This is a genomic window from Pseudomonas sp. ML2-2023-3, assembly GCF_037055275.1.
Classification (GTDB): Bacteria; Pseudomonadota; Gammaproteobacteria; order Pseudomonadales; family Pseudomonadaceae; genus Aquipseudomonas.
Genome location: NZ_CP146343.1, coordinates 4,723,845 through 4,740,367 on the forward strand (window position 1 = coordinate 4,723,845; position 16,523 = coordinate 4,740,367).

Consider the following 16,523-nt stretch of genomic DNA (forward strand, 5'->3'; position numbering starts at 1 on the left):
TGCGCAGACTTTTGTTCTGCGCAGTGAGGATTTTTTACTGTGATCCGTCTTCCTGATCGTCTAGTTACAAAGCGCATCTCATTCTCAAGGATATTGGCATGACCACTCCAGATTCCGCACCGCGTCCTTCCGAGCGCTCCAAGCGCCTGACCCTCGCCACCCGTGAGACTCACGACACCCTGGGCGAGAAAGTCATGGGCCGCGACCCCTTTGGCAGCCTCGAAAACTACACCCACTTCGCGACCGCCCAGTACCTGTTCCTGACCGAGCTGGCCGCGCTGCACACCGATCCACGCCTGACCCAGCACATCCCCAACTTGCCTGAGCGCTGCCGTGCAGAGCAAATCAAGGCTGACCTGATCGACCTGGGCGTCGAGCTGCCGACACCGGTTGCCGGCGCGGTCAATGCACCGAGCAAGGCACAGGCACTGGGTTGGGTATTTGTGTCCGAAGGCTCCAAGCTGGGCGCGGGCGTATTGATCAAGCAAGCCCGCCTCCTGGGCCTTAGCGAGACCCACGGTGCCCGTCACATGGGTGAACCTGCCGAAGGCCGTGGTCGTAACTGGAAGAGCTTTATCGAAATGCTCGACAGCGTCGAACTCACCCCAGAGGAAGATGCCGAGCTGGAACAAGCCGCCAACGATGCCTTCAGCCGCTTTACCTTCCTGCTGGAACAGACCTACGTGAAACAGCCAGAACTGGCTTAAGCTTGTTGCCCGGCCAGCACTCGCTGACCGGGCGTCCTTTACGCGTCTTGAGCTTATGACCCGCCAAACCCAATCCTCGTCGAAAATCGCGCGCATCCTGTTCGGCTTGCTGGCCTACGTGAGCCTGGGCATTGGCTTGATCGCGATTGTGATTCCGGGCCTGCCGACCACCGAATTCATTTTGCTCGCCGCCTGGGCCGCGACCAAAAGCTCTCCGCGCCTGAGTGCCTGGCTGGAAAACCACCGATTGTTCGGCCCTATCCTGACCAACTGGCGCAACGGCAAGATCATCAAGCGCAACGCCAAAATCAGCGCCACTGTCAGCATGTTGTTGTGTGCAGGGCTGATGCTTTATGTACTGGATCACAACTGGCCGGTGTTTCTGGCGATTGCCGGCATGAGCATGGGCAACCTGTGGATCTGGTCGCGGCCGGAGAATATGCCCGCAACCATTGCGACGACTAAACAGCTGTAGTCGCTGCCGCAGGCTGCGAGGGGATCGCAGGGTTTTCGAGAAAACGGTTTGCTACGCAACCCTTCGCAACCATTGCGACGACTACACAGCCTGCCTACAACGCCAACGCCCCGCTATACAGCGCATAAGCTGCCGCCATGGCAGCCAGCAGCACCATCGCGAATATGACTTTCTCCCAGGGTGTGAACAGTGTCTCGCCCTGTTCGCGTTTGGCCTTGGCAAAAAAGATGATCCCCGGCGCATACAGCAATGCCGAGAGCAGCAGGTACTTGGGCCCCGCCGCATACAACAGCCACATCGCGTAGATCAGCGCGACAGCCCCCACCAGCAGATCCTTGATGCGCCGCCGTCTCGCCCTCTCGTAAGTCTCACCCCTCACGCACAGCAGCACCCCATAGGCTGCCGACCATAGATAAGGCACCAGAATCATCGACGAGGCGAGGTAGATCAGGCTGGTGTAGGTCCCCGCTGACACCAAGGTAATCACCAGGAAAATCTGGATCATGGAGTTGGTCAACCACAGGGCATTGACCGGCACATGGTTGGCGTTTTCCTTTTTCAGGAACGCCGGCATGGTGTTGTCCCTGGCCGTGGCATACAGAATTTCGGCGCACAGCAATGCCCACGACAACAACGCGCCCAGCAGCGAAATCGCCAGGCCGATACTGATCAGGATCGCACCCCACTCCCCCACCACATGCTTGAGCACACCGGCCATCGACGGGTTTTGCAGGTGTGCCAGCTCCGGCTGACTCATGATCCCCAGCGACAGCACGTTCACCAGCACCAACAGCGCCAGCACCCCGAGAAAGCCGATGACCGTGGCCTTGCCGACATCCGAGCGTTTTTCCGCACGGCCCGAGTACACACTGGCACCTTCAATGCCGATAAAGACAAACACCGTGACCAGCATCATGTTGCGTACCTGGTCCATCACGCTGCCCAGGCTTGGGGTTTCAGTGCCCCAAAAGTCCCGGGTGAAAATATCCGCTTTGAAGGCCACGGCGGTCAGCACGATAAACATCACGATCGGCACGATCTTGGCCACGGTGGTCAACTGGTTGATGAACGCCGCCTCCTTGATCCCGCGCAGCACCAGAAAATGCACTCCCCACAGCAGCAGCGACGCACAGCCGATGGCGACAGGCGTGTTGCCCTGGCCAAACACCGGAAAAAAATACCCCAGAGTGCTGAACAGCAACACGAAATAGCCGACGTTACCCATCCAGGCACTGATCCAGTAACCCCAGGCGGACGAGAAGCCCATGTAGTCGCCGAAACCGGCCTTGGCGTAGGCATACACCCCCGAATCCAGTTCCGGCTTGCGGTTGGCAAGGGTCTGAAACACGAAGGCCAGCGCCAGCATGCCCACGGCAGTGATCGCCCAACCGATCAACACGGCACCACCCGCGGCACGCTCGGCGATATTTTGTGGCAACGAAAAAATCCCGCCGCCAATCATCGAGCCCACCACCAATGCAATCAAGGCGTTTAGCCGAAGCTTCTGCGTCTGTTGCGACATCGACACCTCTGAATGTGCTGGTTAGTTAATTCATCATTATCGGGTTTAAAACGTTCACCGACTAATTATATGTACCCGCCGAACGTTTAGTAGAGTTACGCAATAAGCCCGCCCTTATTAATAACGTTATTTTCTATTGAAACCTAAAAATCAGTACACATATAGATGACGATTTAATTTCATCGACAGGGGCATGAAACATGAAGATGACATTTGCAAATCTCAAAATACTGTCTAGCTTCAATCTCCACGACAACGCGATTAAGCAACGTATTAACACCTGCAAACATCTCTGGCGTAAGGCTTTGAGCAAGCGTCATAAAAATACGATATCGCGACCTTCCCCGCTCTACTGACAATGGAATGTAGTAATGCCCTGATCTATGTCAAATGGCTTGATTATCAATGGACTTAACTTCGAAGCCTAACTTCTCCTAGATTGGAGTCACTACAATGTCTGATACTCCTGGAAAACTGCGACTGGGTGCGCTGGTTGCTCTGGTAGTCGGTTCCATGATTGGCGGCGGTATTTTTTCATTGCCGCAAAACATGGCCGCCAGTGCTGATGTAGGTGCAATCCTGATCGGCTGGGCAATCACCGCAGTCGGTATGCTGACCCTCGCTTTTGTGTTCCAAACCCTCGCCAATCGCAAACCTGACCTGGACGGTGGTGTTTACGCCTACGCCAAGGCCGGCTTCGGCGATTACATGGGTTTCTCATCCGCATGGGGTTACTGGATCAGCGCCTGGCTGGGTAACGTCGGCTATTTCGTGTTGCTGTTCAGCACCTTGGGCTACTTCTTCCCGATCTTCGGCGAAGGCAACACCCCCGCCGCCATCATCGGCGCCTCGATCCTGCTGTGGGCCGTGCATTTCCTGGTACTGCGCGGGATCAAGGAAGCAGCCTTCATCAACCTGGTGACGACCGTTGCCAAGGTCGTACCGCTGGTCCTGTTTATTCTGATCGCCATCTTCGCGTTCAAACTGGACATCTTTACCAGTGACATCTGGGGCGTAAAAAACCCGGACCTGGGCAGCGTGATGGATCAGGTGCGCAACATGATGCTGGTCACCGTGTGGGTGTTCATCGGTATCGAGGGGGCAAGCATCTTCTCGTCCCGTGCCGAAAAACGCTCCGACGTAGGTCGGGCCACCGTGATCGGTTTTATCACCGTGCTGCTGCTGCTCGTACTGGTGAACGTACTGTCGCTGGGCATCATGACTCAGCCTGAACTGGCAAAACTGCAGAACCCGTCGATGGCGGCCGTGCTTGAGCATGTTGTCGGTCACTGGGGGGCGGTGCTGATCAGCGTCGGCCTGATCATCTCTCTGCTGGGTGCCCTGCTGTCCTGGGTGCTGCTGTGTGCCGAGATCATGTTCTCGGCCGCCAAAGACCACACCATGCCGGCCTTCCTGAAAAAGGAAAACGCCAACCATGTACCGGTCAACGCCCTGTGGCTGACCAACGCCATGGTGCAACTGTTCCTGATCATCACCCTGTTCTCGGCCAGTACTTATCTGTCACTGATCTACCTCGCGACCTCGATGATCCTGGTGCCTTACCTCTGGTCGGCGGCCTACGGCTTCCTGCTGGCAGTACGCGCCGAGACTTACGAGAACGCCCTGGCCGAACGCAAGAAAGACCTGATCATCGGTGGTATCGCGCTGATCTACGCCATCTGGCTGATCTATGCCGGCGGCCTCAAGTACCTGCTGCTCTCGGCCCTGCTGTATGCACCTGGCGCCATTCTGTTCGCCAAGGCCAAGCGTGAAAGCGGCCAACCTGTTTTCACCCACATCGAGAAAGTGATTTTTGCCGCAGTAGTGATCGGCGCCCTGGTGGCTGCCTATGGCCTCTACGACGGATTCCTGACCCTGTAACAACCTGTTTGTGTACTTTGGAGGATGACTGTAATGACCACGGAAAAAGTGAAGTTCGGCGTGCATTCCGAAGCCGGTAAGCTGCATAAGGTTATGGTGTGTTCCCCAGGCCTGGCTCACCAGCGCCTGACCCCAAGCAACTGCGATGAGCTGCTGTTCGATGACGTGCTGTGGGTCAATCAGGCCAAGCGTGACCACTTCGACTTCGTGACCAAAATGCGCGACCGCGGCATTGATGTGCTGGAAATGCACAACCTGCTGACCGATATCGTTGCCATTCCAGAAGCCCTGGACTGGATCCTGGACCACAAAGTGACACCGAATCAGGTGGGTGTGGGCCTGGTCAACGAAGTCAAATCATGGATCAAGAGCCTTGAGCCTCGCCAGGCAGCCGAATACCTGATTGGCGGTGTGTCGGCAGACGACCTTCCCGACAGTTTTGGTGGCAAGACCATCCAGATGTTCCGTGACTTTCTCGGTCACACCAGCTTTATCCTGCCACCGCTGCCCAACACCCAGTTCACCCGTGACACCACCTGCTGGATCTACGGTGGCGTGACGCTGAACCCGATGTACTGGCCGGCGCGTCGTCAGGAAACCCTGCTGACCACTGCGATCTACAAGTTCCACCCCGAGTTCACCAACGCCGACTTCCAGGTCTGGTACGGCGACCCGACTGTCGACCACGGCAATGCCAGCCTTGAAGGTGGCGACGTAATGCCCATCGGCAACGGTGTGGTACTGATCGGCATGGGCGAGCGCACCTCGCGCCAGGCCATCGGCCAACTGGCGCAGAACCTGTTCAAGCATGGCGCCGTAGAACGCGTGATCGTTGCCGGCATGCCCAAGTCCCGCGCTGCGATGCACCTGGACACCGTGTTCAGCTTCTGCGACCGCGACCTGGTCACCATCTTCCCTGAAGTCGTGAACCAGATCGTTGCGTTCTCGGTGTACCCGGACGACAAGAAACACGGCGGCGTGGACGTGCGCCGTGAAGAAGGTCACTTCCTCGACGTCGTGGCCAAGGCCCTGGGCGTGAAAAAACTGCGGGTCGTCGAAACCGGCGGCAACTCCTTCGCGGCAGAACGCGAGCAGTGGGATGACGGCAACAACGTGGTCGCCCTGGAGCCTGGCGTGGTAATCGGCTACGACCGCAACACCTACACCAACACCCTGCTGCGCAAGGCGGGCGTTGAAGTCATCACCATCAGCGCCTCCGAACTGGGACGCGGCCGTGGCGGCGGTCACTGCATGACCTGCCCGATCGTACGTGACCCAATCGACTATTAAGTAACCCATTTGATTGCTTGCACGGCCCCCAAAAGGGGCCGGTGCAAGCCGGTTAACCCGAAACCAAGGAGATCACCATGGCTTTTAACATGAAAAACCGCAGCCTTCTGAGCCTGGTGCACCACACACCACGTGAGTTGCACTTCCTGCTCGATCTGTCCCGCGATCTCAAGCGCGCCAAGTACACCGGTACTGAAGAGCCGCACTTGAAAGGCAAAAATATTGCGCTGATCTTCGAAAAAACCTCGACCCGCACCCGCTGCGCGTTCGAAGTGGCGGCCCACGACCAGGGCGCACACGTGACGTACATCGACCCGGTTTCTTCGCAGATCGGTCACAAAGAAAGCATGAAAGACACCGCCCGCGTTCTGGGCCGCATGTTTGACGCCATCGAGTACCGTGGTTTTGAACAGGCCATCGTGGAAGAACTGGCCAAGTACGCTGGCGTACCGGTGTTCAACGGCCTGACCGCTGAATTCCACCCGACGCAAATGATCGCCGACGTGCTGACCATGCGTGAACACAGCGACAAGCCGCTGCACAACATCAGCTACGCGTACCTGGGCGATGCCCGCAACAACATGGGTAACTCGCTGCTGCTGATCGGCGCAAAACTGGGCATGGACGTACGTATCGCCGCACCGAAAAGCCTGTGGCCAGAAGAAGCGTTCGTTAAGCAGTGCCAGGAATTCGCCAAGGAAAGCGGTGCCAAAATCACCCTCACCGAAGACCCTAAAGCGGCAGTCAAGGGCGTGGACTTTATCCACACCGACGTCTGGGTATCGATGGGCGAACCGGTCGAAGCCTGGAACGATCGCATCAAGCTGCTGCTGCCTTATCAGGTCAACAGCGACATGATCAAAGCGGCAGAAAACCCACGCGTGAAGTTCATGCACTGCCTGCCTGCGTTCCACAACTGTGAAACCAAAGTCGGCAAGGACGTGGCCGAGCACCATCCAAACCTGAAAAACGGCATTGAAGTGACCGAGGAAGTGTTTGAGTCCCCAGTCAATATCGCCTTCGAGCAAGCTGAAAACCGCATGCACACCATCAAGGCGATTCTGGTCGCGGCACTGGCTGATATCTAAGCCTGTCCACGGTAGTCATGTGAACGCATGACTACCGTGGGAGCGGGCTTGCGCGCGATGCAAGCCCGCTCCCACACACACGGCTCCCACACATTTAAAAGGATATTTTTTATGCGTATCGTCGTTGCACTGGGCGGTAACGCCCTCTTGCGTCGCGGACAGCCCATGACCGCAGAGAACCAGCGCGAAAACATCCAGACCGCTACCGCCCAAATCGCTCGCATAGCCCACGGCAATGAACTGGTAGTGGCCCACGGCAATGGCCCTCAGGTCGGCCTGCTATCGCTGCAAGCCGCCGCCTACACCGCCGTTGCTCCTTACCCGCTGGACGTGCTGGGCGCTGAAACCGAAGGCATGATCGGCTACATGATCGAGCAAGAGCTGGGCAACCTGCTGCCACCCGAAGCGCCTTTCGCCACGCTGTTGACCCAGGTTGAAGTCGATCCAAAAGACCCGGCGTTCCAGAACCCGACCAAGCCGATCGGTCCGGTGTACACCGAAAGCGAAGCCAAGAGCCTGGCCGCAGAAAAAGGCTGGAGCATTGCTCCGGACGGCGACAAATTCCGGCGCGTGGTCGCCAGCCCTAAACCCAAGCGCATCTTCGAAATTCGCCCGATCAAATGGCTGCTGGAAAAAGGCACCATCGTGATCTGTGCGGGCGGTGGCGGTATCCCGACCATGTACGGCGAAGACGGCAAGCTCAGGGGGATTGAAGCGGTGATCGACAAGGACCTGGCGTCCTCGCTGCTGGCCCAACAGCTGGACAGCGACCTGCTGGTGATCGCCACAGACGTGAATGCGGCCTTTATTGACTGGGGCAAGTCAACCCAGAAAGGCATTGCCCAGGCCCATCCGGACGAACTGGAAAAACTCGGTTTTGCCTCGGGTTCAATGGGACCGAAAGTCGAAGCTGCTTGCGAGTTTGCCCGTAAAACCGGCAAGACCGCAGTGATCGGCGCACTGGCGGATATCGAAGCAATCGTTCAAGGTAAGGCCGGTACTCGGGTCAGCACCGAAAAACCGGGTATCACTTACTTTTGAGCCCCAGGGCAGGCCCAGGGGCCTGCCCTTTCCCATAGCATCAAGGAGTAACCCTATGGCCTCGTTCGAACCCGGTCACCTGCATATTCATCGCGAACCGCTGCAACCGGGCGACTTTGGGTATGACATCAAGATTGATTACCAGGTCGTTCAGGATCCCAAGGAAGGCAAGTCGATGCAGTTCGACATGCATGGCCAGATCAACAAGAAGGACTTCAAAGAGTCGTTCACGCTGCCCAAGGACATGGCCTACAACTTTGCCCATGACGCTTTCCGGATTGCCGTCAAGCATGGCATTCCCAAAACCGCTGACATCCGCGCGATGCACGGTTACTACGACAAGATGTTTTCCGACGTCCTGGCCCAGCTCAACCACAAGCCGGGTGATCCGATCAAACCAGAACATCTGGAGTAATTCAGCCACTTGATGGTGGCTGCGCTTTTGTGGGAGCGGGCTTGCTCGCGCTGGTACCATCGCGGGCAAGCCCGCTCCCACGGAATTTCACCTATCTCCCCCACCAAGGCATACTGGCCATCCCTGCTGGCCAGAAGTGTTTGCCGTTCCCATGCGTATCCATGTCAGTTTCATCGACCGTGTCGGCATCACCCAGGAAGTCCTGGCGTTGCTGGGCGGGCGTAACCTCAATCTGGATGCGGTGGAGATGGTCCCGCCCAACGTGTATATCGACGCCCCGACCCTGAGCCCGCAAGTACTCGACGAACTGCGAGAAGCGCTGTTCGGGGTCAGGGGTGTGCAGACCGTGACCGTGGTCGATATCCTTCCCGGCCAGCGCCGCCACCTGCAACTCGATGCCCTGCTCGCCGCCATGACCGATCCGGTATTGGCGCTGGACAGCGAGGGCCATGTGCTGCTGGCCAACCCGGCACTGGTGGCCTTGTATGGCCGAGAGCCGACCGGCGAAAGTATCGGCGAGCTGTTCAGCGACCCCGGACTGCTGGCTGTGTTGCTGGAAAACGGCTTTCGCCTGCCATTGCGCGAAGTCACGCTCAATGGCCATCCGTTGATGCTCGATGCCACCCCGATAACCGATGCGGGCGCCCTGCTGACCCTTTACCAACCAAGCCGTATCGGCGAACGCCTGGCTGCGCTGCATCACGATCACGCTGAAGGCTTTGATGCCCTGCTGGGCGACTCACCCGCCATTCGCACGCTCAAAGCCCGGGCGCAGCGTGTGGCGGCCCTGGACGCGCCCTTGTTGATCCAGGGTGAAACCGGCACCGGCAAGGAACTGGTCGCCCGTGCCTGCCATGCCATCAGCGACCGCTTTGGCGCGCCGTTTCTGGCCCTCAACTGCGCCGCACTTCCGGAAAATCTGGCCGAAAGCGAACTGTTCGGCTATGCCCCCGGGGCCTTCACCGGCGCACAGCGCGGCGGCAAACCGGGACTGATGGAACTGGCCAACAACGGCACGGTTTTTCTCGACGAAATCGCTGAGATGTCGCCCTACCTGCAAGCCAAGCTGCTGCGTTTTCTCAATGACGGCAGCTTCCGGCGGGTGGGCGGCGAGCGCGAGGTCAAGGTCAATGTGCGCATCCTCAGCGCCACTCACCGCAACCTCGAAAAAATGGTCAACGAGGGCACGTTTCGTGAAGACCTGTTCTACCGCTTGAACGTACTCAACATCGAAGTGCCGCCCCTGCGCGAGCGCGGCCAGGACATTTTGCTGCTGGCCCGCGCCTTCATGCAGCAGGCCTGCACCCAGATCCAGCGTCCGGTGTGCCGCCTGGCGCCCGGGACCTACCCGGCCCTGCTGGGCAACCGCTGGCCCGGCAACGTGCGCCAGTTGCAGAACGTGATCTTTCGCGCTGCCGCCATTTGCGAAAGCACCCTGGTCGACATTGGCGATCTGGACATTGCCGGCACGTCGGTTGCACGCCAAAGCGACGGCGAGGTTGAAACCCTGGAACACGCCGTTGAAACCTTCGAAAAGGCACTCCTGGAAAAGCTCTACGTCAGCTACCCCTCGACGCGCCAACTGGCTAGTCGCCTGCAGACCAGTCATACCGCCATTGCCCACCGATTGCGCAAGTACGGCATCCCGGGCAAAGCCTGAGGCTCACCCCCTTGTGGGAGCGGGCTTGCTCGCGATGGTATAAGCGCGGCAAGCCTGAAATACCTCGCCGAAGCATCGCAGGCAAGCCAGCTTGTGTCTTCAAGGTCTCTTAAACTCAGAAGGGTGAGAGCAGTGGATGGCAGACTGAAAGCCAGCGGTGCTTAAAGCACGAGTGGGAGCCAAGTCGCCATCCACCTCTCACTCTGACAAGAAGCCCGAACAGTTGGATGAGCGGCAAACTCGAAATCACAAGCTAGGGATAGGTCAGAGTGCTCTCACTTCTTGAGTGTAAGAGGACTTGGCGATGATTTCCTACTACGTTGGTCTCGATGTTTCGAAAGCGACTGTGGATGTGGGGTTTCTTCCTGCAAATTACCCGCAGTTTCAGGTCAGTAATGACCTTGAGGGCTTCACTCGGCTGATCACATGCCTGAACGAGCTTGAGGTGGGGCGGATCTTGCTTGAAGCCACCGGCGGCTATGAAAGGGCATTGCTCAGAGCCTTGCGGTTGGAGGGTTTGAATGTCTTTCGCGTCAATCCCAAACGCGCTCGCGACTATGCGAGAGCTATGGGCAAGATAGCTAAAACCGATAAGATCGATGCTCAGATGCTGGCGAAGTTTGCGAGAGATTTCGAGGACTTGCCGCATGTTGAACCGAATAAGGATCGGGATGAGCTGGGCGAATTGCTCAAGCTGCGAGGCAGCTTGGTCAAGAGCCGGGACAGCGACAAGCGCCGGATGAAGCAAACCACATGCGCTAAAGCCATATCCACTTACACCGATCACATCGCTTACCTGGAGGGCCAGATCAAGTCATTGGGTAAGGAGATTGAAGATGCCTCGACCGTGCTGGATCAGGAGAAAGCCAGACGACTGAGGTCGGTGAAAGGGATCGGAGCCATCACCTGCGGAACGCTCTTGGCATTTCTTCCTGAGCTCGGAACCGTGTCGGGACGCAAGATTGCGGCTTTGGCAGGGTTAGCGCCCTACAACAACGATAGTGGCAAGAAGAGCGGCCCCAGATCAATCGAGGGCGGGCGCTATACAGTGCGTGGCGCAACCTATATGTCGACCTGGTCAATGGTCCAGCACGATCCGCAAGTCAAAGCCGAATATGAGGCTCTGCGAGCGCGAGGCAAGCTTGCGAAGGTCGCTGTTGTGGCATGCATGCGCAAGCTATTGATTCGTCTTAAGCAATGCTGCGAGATGGCACGGGTTGGAGGGAGAAGAAATCTCAGGCCCCGCATTTTGATAACAAATGAGGGGCACTTTACTGAAGCGAGGGCTTCGCCAGTAATACCGCTACGCGGTATCGCTGGCGAAGCCATGTCCGAAAGGATTATTTGAAAATAAATCCTCAATGACAGTTGCTCCCACAGAAAAGCCCAAAGACTTGTATCGAATTCACTCCAGCGGAACGAATTCGATACACACCCTCTGCACCCATACTGCGCAAGGCTTTGATCCTCTTGGATTTTTCCATGCCCCATAGACTGTATCGATTTCGCTACACAGCTATCTGCCAGCGCCCTTCAACAAGCATACAAGCCATTGATAAATAACGACATTTTCAAACTGGCAACCATCTTGCAGTGAACTCCTCCATAAGCTCGAGCTGCACGAGCATTTACCTGTGACCACCAGACATGTCTGGCCCTGAGGAGTTTCCATGAGCGAATTGCGTTTTACTGAAGACCACGAATGGCTGCGCGCCGAAGCCGATGGCAGCGTAACTGTTGGGATTACCGCGTTTGCGCAAAACGCTCTGGGTGATGTGGTATTTGTGCAATTGCCTGAGTTGCAGCCCTACGACAAGGGCGCAGAAGCCGCCACCGTTGAGTCGGTCAAGGCGGCCAGTGGCGTGTACATGCCTCTGGACGGTGAAGTGCTCGAAGTCAACCCGGCACTGGACAGCAGCCCGGAACTGGTCAACGAAGACCCGCTGGGTCAGGGCTGGTTCTTCCGCTTCAAGCCCGCCGACGCCGACGCTGTAGGCCAACTGCTCGATCAGGACGCCTACGACCGCCTGATCAAAGCCCAAGACGACAACTGAGAAGCCTGCCATGACCCTTAATCTCAGCACTGCCAATGAATTTATCGCGCGCCACATCGGCCCGCGCCAGGCCGATGAGCAGGCGATGCTCGCCACCCTCGGCTTTGATTCCCTTGAAGGCCTCAGCGCCAGCGTAATCCCGGAAAGCATCAAGGGCACCAGCGTGCTCGACCTGCCGGCCGGTCTGAGCGAAGCCGACGCACTGGCTTCGATCAAGGCCATCGCCGCCAAGAACACAGTGTGCAAAACCTATATCGGTCAAGGCTATTACAACTGCCACACCCCTTCTCCGATCTTGCGCAACCTGCTGGAAAACCCGGCCTGGTACACCGCCTACACGCCGTATCAGCCTGAAATCTCCCAAGGCCGTCTCGAAGCCCTGCTTAACTTCCAGACCCTGATCAGCGACCTCAGCGGCCTGCCGATTGCCAACGCTTCGCTGCTCGACGAAGCCACCGCCGCTGCCGAAGCGATGACCTTCTGCAAACGCCTGAGCAAGAACAAAACCAGCCACCGCTTCTTTGCTTCCAGCCACTGCCACCCGCAAACCCTTGACGTGCTGCGTACCCGTGCCGAGCCGCTAGGCATTGAGGTTGTGGTCGCCGACGAGCGCGAACTGACTGACGTGACGGCCTACTTCGGTGCCCTGCTGCAATACCCGGCCAGCAACGGCGACGTGTTTGATTACCGCGAACTGGTTGAGCGCTTCCATACCGCCAACGCACTGGTGGCGGTTGCCGCCGACCTGCTGGCCCTGACCCTGCTCACACCTCCGGGCGAGTTCGGCGCGGACGTGGCCATCGGCAGCGCCCAACGCTTTGGCGTGCCACTGGGTTTCGGTGGCCCCCATGCCGCCTACTTCGCCACCCGTGACGCGTACAAGCGCGACATGCCGGGGCGTCTGGTCGGTGTTTCGGTTGACCGTCACGGCAAACCGGCACTGCGTCTGGCCATGCAAACCCGCGAGCAACACATCCGTCGCGAGAAGGCCACGAGCAACATCTGCACCGCCCAGGTGCTGCTGGCCAACATCGCCAGCATGTACGCCGTGTACCACGGTCCCAAGGGCCTGATCCAGATCGCGCAGCGCATTCACCAGTTGACCGCGATTCTGGCCCAGGGCCTGAGTGCGCTGGGGCTGGCCGTCGAGCAAACACATTTCTTCGACACCCTGACCCTCAACACCGGCGGCGACACCGCAGCCCTGCACGACAGGGCTCACGCACAGGGCATTAACCTGCGTGTGATCGACGACCAGCATCTGGGCCTGTCGCTGGATGAAACCAGCAGCGAGTCCGATGTGGTTGCCCTGTGGGCCCTGTTCGCCGCTGATGGCCAGGCCCTGCCTGACTTTGACGATCTGGCAAATACCGTCACTGGCACCCTGCCAGAGGCCTTGCTGCGCCAGTCGCCGATCCTCAGCCACCCGGTATTCAACCGTTACCATTCCGAAACCGAGCTGATGCGCTACCTGCGCAAGCTGGCCGACAAGGATCTGGCGCTGGACCGCACCATGATTCCGCTGGGCTCGTGCACCATGAAGCTCAACGCTGCCAGCGAAATGATCCCGGTCACCTGGGCCGAGTTCGGCAACCTGCACCCGTTTGCGCCTGCCGAGCAAAGCCAGGGCTACCTGCAACTGACTACCGAACTGGAAGCCATGCTCTGCGCGGCCACCGGCTACGACGCCATCTCCCTGCAACCGAACGCCGGTTCCCAGGGCGAGTACGCCGGTCTGCTGGCCATTCGTGCCTACCACCAGAGCCGTGGCGAAGAGCGCCGTGATATCTGCCTGATTCCGTCCTCGGCCCACGGCACCAACCCGGCAACCGCCAACATGGCCGGCATGCGCGTGGTGGTCACTGCCTGTGACGCTCGCGGCAACGTGGACATTGAAGACCTGCGCGCCAAGGCCCTGGAGCACCGCGATCACCTCGCCGCGCTGATGATCACCTACCCGTCGACCCACGGTGTTTTCGAAGAAGGCATCCGCGAAATCTGCGGCATCATTCATGACAATGGCGGCCAGGTGTACATCGACGGCGCCAACATGAACGCGATGGTGGGCCTGTGCGCACCGGGCAAGTTCGGCGGCGACGTGTCCCACCTCAACCTGCACAAGACATTCTGCATTCCCCACGGCGGTGGCGGCCCGGGCGTTGGCCCGATTGGCGTCAAGTCCCACCTTACGCCGTTCCTGCCGGGTCACGCGGCAATGGAACGCAAGGAAGGCGCGGTCTGCGCAGCACCGTTCGGCAGCGCCAGCATTCTGCCGATCACCTGGATGTACATCAGCATGATGGGCGGCGAAGGCCTCAAGCGTGCTTCGCAACTGGCCATCCTAAACGCCAACTACATCGCCCGCCGTCTTGAAGAGCATTACCCGGTGCTGTACTCGGGCAGCAACGGCCTGGTTGCACACGAGTGCATCCTGGATCTGCGCCCGCTCAAGGAAACCAGCGGGATCAGCGTCGACGACGTGGCCAAGCGCCTGATCGATTTCGGCTTCCACGCTCCGACCATGTCGTTCCCGGTCGCGGGCACGCTGATGATCGAGCCGACCGAAAGCGAGTCCAAGGAAGAGCTGGACCGCTTCTGTAACGCCATGATCTGCATCCGCGAAGAAATTCGCGAAGTCGAAAGCGGCGGTCTGGACAAGGAAGATAACCCGCTGAAAAACGCGCCCCACACCGCGGCTGAAATAGTCGGTGAATGGACCCACCCTTACAGCCGCGAGCAAGCGGTGTACCCGGTTGCATCCCTGATCGAAGGCAAGTACTGGCCACCGGTCGGTCGGGTCGACAACGTGTTCGGCGACCGCAACCTGGTGTGCGCATGCCCGTCGATCGAGAGCTATCAGGAGGCGTAAGCAAGACTTGTAGTCGCTGCCGCAGGCTGCGTTGGGGACCGCAGGGTTTTCAAAAAAACGGGTTGCTTCGCAACCCTTCGCAGCCTGCGGCAGCGACTACAGGTTATTTTTTGCCAATAAACCTATAAGAAACCGGAGAACCCTATGTCGTTAAGCGTGTTCGACCTGTTCAAGATTGGCATCGGCCCTTCCAGTTCCCATACCGTCGGCCCCATGCGCGCAGCTGCGCGTTTTGTCGAAGGTCTGCGCCGTGATGAGCTGTTGCAACACACCGCCTGCGTAAAAGTTGAACTCTACGGCTCCCTTGGCGCCACCGGCAAAGGACACGGCAGCGACAAGGCCGTGTTGCTGGGGCTTGAAGGCGAGCACCCGGACACCGTCAACACCGATACCGTGGCCGAACGTCTGGCTGCCATTCGCAACAGCGGGCGCTTGAACCTGCTGGGCGAACACCCCATCGATTTCAACGAAAAATCCCACTTGGCGATGATTCGCAAACCCCTGCCCTACCATCCCAACGGCATGATTTTCAGGGCGCTGGATGCCGCCGGCATCCAGATCCGCAGCCGCGAGTATTACTCGGTCGGTGGCGGCTTTGTGGTGGATGAAGGCGCCGCGGGCGCTGACCGTATCGTCGAAGACAGCACCCCGCTGCAATACCCCTTCAAGACCGCCAAGGATTTATTGCGCCATTGCGTCACTCATGACCTGTCGATCAGTGAAGTGATGATGGCCAACGAAAGCGCCTGGCGCCCCGAGGCCGAGACCCGCGCCGGCTTGCTGAATATCTGGCAAGTGATGCAGGACTGCGTGAGTGCGGGTTGCCGCAACGAAGGCATTTTGCCCGGTGGGCTGAAGGTCAAGCGACGGGCCGCTGCACTGCACCGTCAACTGTGCAGCAACCCCGAGGCCGCCTTGCGCGATGCGCTGTCGGTACTGGACTGGGTCAACCTGTACGCACTGGCCGTCAATGAAGAAAACGCCAATGGCGGACGCGTGGTCACCGCCCCCACCAACGGCGCGGCCGGGATCATTCCTGCCGTGTTGCATTACTACATGCGCTTTATCGGCGGAGCCAACGAAGACGGGGTGGTGCGCTTTCTGCTGACTGCCGCCGCCATCGGCATTTTGTACAAGGAGAACGCCTCTATCTCGGGCGCCGAAGTCGGCTGTCAGGGCGAGGTCGGCGTGGCCTGCTCAATGGCTGCAGGCGCGCTGTGTGAAGTGTTGGGCGGCACCGTGCAGCAAGTCGAGAACGCAGCTGAAATCGGCATGGAGCACAACCTCGGCCTGACCTGCGACCCGATTGGCGGCCTGGTGCAAGTGCCGTGTATCGAGCGCAACGCGATGGGTTCGGTCAAGGCGATCAACGCCGTACGCATGGCCCTGCGTGGCGACGGCCAACACTTTGTGTCCCTGGACAAAGTTATCCGCACCATGCGCCAGACCGGCGCCGACATGAAAAGCAAATACAAGGAGACCGCTCGCGGCGGTCTGGCTGTAAACATTATTGAGTGCTGA

13 protein-coding genes are annotated in these 16,523 nt (G+C 58.7%); 12 read left to right on the plus strand and 1 reads right to left on the minus strand.

The genetic code is table 11. The features are described from left to right. Positions 1 to 98 precede the first annotated feature (98 nt). Positions 99 to 707 (plus strand): biliverdin-producing heme oxygenase, encoded by a 609-nt coding sequence (locus V6P94_RS21780; protein ID WP_133077261.1) that lies wholly within the window; start codon positions 99 to 101, stop codon positions 705 to 707. Between the two features lie 55 nt (positions 708 to 762). Beyond that, the gene (locus V6P94_RS21785; RefSeq protein WP_133077260.1) at positions 763 to 1,182 is read left to right on the plus strand and encodes a YbaN family protein; all 420 of its coding nucleotides are present in this window, start codon (positions 763 to 765) and stop codon (positions 1,180 to 1,182) included. A 94-nt stretch (positions 1,183 to 1,276) separates the two neighbouring features. Here V6P94_RS21785 and arcD (V6P94_RS21790) read toward each other — a convergent pair whose 3' ends face one another. Then, positions 1,277 to 2,704, minus strand: coding sequence for an arginine-ornithine antiporter (gene arcD / locus V6P94_RS21790; protein ID WP_133077259.1), 1,428 nt, complete (start codon positions 2,702 to 2,704; stop codon positions 1,277 to 1,279). Between the two features lie 453 nt (positions 2,705 to 3,157). Here arcD (V6P94_RS21790) and arcD (V6P94_RS21795) point away from each other — a divergent pair, with 453 nt between their 5' ends. The 10 genes from arcD (V6P94_RS21795) to V6P94_RS21840 all read left to right on the plus strand — a co-directional run bounded on the left by arcD (V6P94_RS21795) (position 3,158) and on the right by V6P94_RS21840 (position 16,523). After that, positions 3,158 to 4,585 (plus strand): arginine-ornithine antiporter, encoded by a 1,428-nt coding sequence (arcD, locus tag V6P94_RS21795; RefSeq protein WP_133077258.1) that lies wholly within the window; start codon positions 3,158 to 3,160, stop codon positions 4,583 to 4,585. A 33-nt stretch (positions 4,586 to 4,618) separates the two neighbouring features. After that, positions 4,619 to 5,875 (plus strand): arginine deiminase, encoded by a 1,257-nt coding sequence (gene arcA, locus V6P94_RS21800; protein WP_326397473.1) that lies wholly within the window; start codon positions 4,619 to 4,621, stop codon positions 5,873 to 5,875. A gap of 77 nt (positions 5,876 to 5,952) precedes the next feature. Further along, positions 5,953 to 6,963, plus strand: a complete 1,011-nt coding sequence (locus V6P94_RS21805) for an ornithine carbamoyltransferase (protein WP_133077256.1) — start codon at positions 5,953 to 5,955, stop codon at positions 6,961 to 6,963. Between the two features lie 111 nt (positions 6,964 to 7,074). Next, positions 7,075 to 8,004: a carbamate kinase gene (gene arcC / locus V6P94_RS21810; protein WP_338648681.1), complete on the plus strand. Its 930-nt coding sequence runs from the start codon at positions 7,075 to 7,077 to the stop codon at positions 8,002 to 8,004. Between the two features lie 55 nt (positions 8,005 to 8,059). After that, complete coding sequence (locus tag V6P94_RS21815; RefSeq protein ID WP_133077254.1) at positions 8,060 to 8,419, plus strand: DUF5064 family protein; 360 nt, start codon at positions 8,060 to 8,062, stop codon at positions 8,417 to 8,419. 151 nt (positions 8,420 to 8,570) lie between these two features. Then, on the plus strand, positions 8,571 to 10,079 hold the full coding sequence (locus V6P94_RS21820; RefSeq protein ID WP_219262913.1) for a sigma-54-dependent transcriptional regulator: 1,509 nt from the start codon (positions 8,571 to 8,573) through the stop codon (positions 10,077 to 10,079). 304 nt (positions 10,080 to 10,383) lie between these two features. Beyond that, the gene (locus V6P94_RS21825; protein WP_338648682.1) at positions 10,384 to 11,427 is read left to right on the plus strand and encodes a transposase; all 1,044 of its coding nucleotides are present in this window, start codon (positions 10,384 to 10,386) and stop codon (positions 11,425 to 11,427) included. Positions 11,428 to 11,749: 322 nt separating this feature from the next. Beyond that, entirely contained in the window at positions 11,750 to 12,133 is a 384-nt protein-coding gene (gene gcvH, locus V6P94_RS21830) for a glycine cleavage system protein GcvH (protein WP_326397472.1), read from the plus strand. 10 nt (positions 12,134 to 12,143) lie between these two features. Continuing rightward, positions 12,144 to 15,002 (plus strand): aminomethyl-transferring glycine dehydrogenase, encoded by a 2,859-nt coding sequence (gcvP, locus tag V6P94_RS21835; protein ID WP_338648683.1) that lies wholly within the window; start codon positions 12,144 to 12,146, stop codon positions 15,000 to 15,002. A 144-nt stretch (positions 15,003 to 15,146) separates the two neighbouring features. Continuing rightward, positions 15,147 to 16,523: an L-serine ammonia-lyase gene (locus V6P94_RS21840; protein ID WP_133077670.1), complete on the plus strand. Its 1,377-nt coding sequence runs from the start codon at positions 15,147 to 15,149 to the stop codon at positions 16,521 to 16,523.

Excerpts from the sequence above, each read along its gene's own strand:
- V6P94_RS21820 (WP_219262913.1), top strand. The coding sequence starts at position 8,571 with ATGCGTATCCATGTCAGTTTCATCGACCGTGTCGGCATCACCCAGGAA.
- arcD (WP_133077258.1), top strand. The coding sequence starts at position 3,158 with ATGTCTGATACTCCTGGAAAACTGCGACTGGGTGCGCTGGTTGCTCTG.
- arcC (WP_338648681.1), top strand. The coding sequence starts at position 7,075 with ATGCGTATCGTCGTTGCACTGGGCGGTAACGCCCTCTTGCGTCGCGGA.
- V6P94_RS21805 (WP_133077256.1), top strand. The coding sequence starts at position 5,953 with ATGGCTTTTAACATGAAAAACCGCAGCCTTCTGAGCCTGGTGCACCAC.
- arcD (WP_133077259.1), bottom strand. The coding sequence starts at position 2,704 with ATGTCGCAACAGACGCAGAAGCTTCGGCTAAACGCCTTGATTGCATTG.
- V6P94_RS21840 (WP_133077670.1), top strand. The coding sequence starts at position 15,147 with ATGTCGTTAAGCGTGTTCGACCTGTTCAAGATTGGCATCGGCCCTTCC.
- V6P94_RS21785 (WP_133077260.1), top strand. The coding sequence starts at position 763 with ATGACCCGCCAAACCCAATCCTCGTCGAAAATCGCGCGCATCCTGTTC.
- gcvP (WP_338648683.1), top strand. The coding sequence starts at position 12,144 with ATGACCCTTAATCTCAGCACTGCCAATGAATTTATCGCGCGCCACATC.
- V6P94_RS21780 (WP_133077261.1), top strand. The coding sequence starts at position 99 with ATGACCACTCCAGATTCCGCACCGCGTCCTTCCGAGCGCTCCAAGCGC.
- arcA (WP_326397473.1), top strand. The coding sequence starts at position 4,619 with ATGACCACGGAAAAAGTGAAGTTCGGCGTGCATTCCGAAGCCGGTAAG.
- V6P94_RS21815 (WP_133077254.1), top strand. The coding sequence starts at position 8,060 with ATGGCCTCGTTCGAACCCGGTCACCTGCATATTCATCGCGAACCGCTG.
- gcvH (WP_326397472.1), top strand. The coding sequence starts at position 11,750 with ATGAGCGAATTGCGTTTTACTGAAGACCACGAATGGCTGCGCGCCGAA.
- V6P94_RS21825 (WP_338648682.1), top strand. The coding sequence starts at position 10,384 with ATGATTTCCTACTACGTTGGTCTCGATGTTTCGAAAGCGACTGTGGAT.